Below are 506 nucleotides of genomic sequence, written 5' to 3' on the forward strand. Positions count from 1 at the left end.
TGCCTTTGCGGAACGCGGGCGTATTGGCAGGCGCACGCCAGAAGCGCTCCAGTTCCTCATCCAGCCAGAACAGGGTGAGTGAAAGCCCAGCCATATCAAAACTGGTCACCAGCTCACCCACCTCTGGCTCAACGATGGTGAGCCCTTGTGCCGTCAGCAGTTGAGCAACGCGGCGATACACCACAAACAGCTCTTCATACTTCACGCCACCCAGCCCATTAAGCACCACGCTGAGGCGCTGCCCTGACAGTGTGGTCACCGCCTGCGGCACCTCTTTTAACAACGCGTTGACCAACAGTTCAGCCAGTTCATCCGCACTGGAAATCGGCGCATCGTTAATACCGGGCTCACCGTGGATGCCCATCCCGACACCCATCATGCCCTCGGGCACAGTAAACAGTGGGTGATCGGCTCCGGGTAAGGTGCAACCCGAAAAAGCGACGCCGAAAGAGCGCGTGCGCTGGTTGGCTCGCTCAGCCACCGCCAGCACCGCCGCCAGACCGTAT

1 protein-coding gene is annotated in these 506 nt (G+C 60.1%); it reads right to left on the reverse strand.

Features of this window, described 5'->3' with window-relative positions:
• Nucleotides 1–506 (reverse strand): dihydroxyacetone kinase subunit DhaK (locus tag J5069_RS24180; protein ID WP_264646166.1); only part of this gene is annotated, 506 nt, incomplete at both ends.

The sequence above is a fragment of the Candidatus Symbiopectobacterium sp. NZEC127 genome (genome assembly GCF_025962675.1).
Classification (GTDB): Bacteria; Pseudomonadota; Gammaproteobacteria; order Enterobacterales; family Enterobacteriaceae; genus Symbiopectobacterium.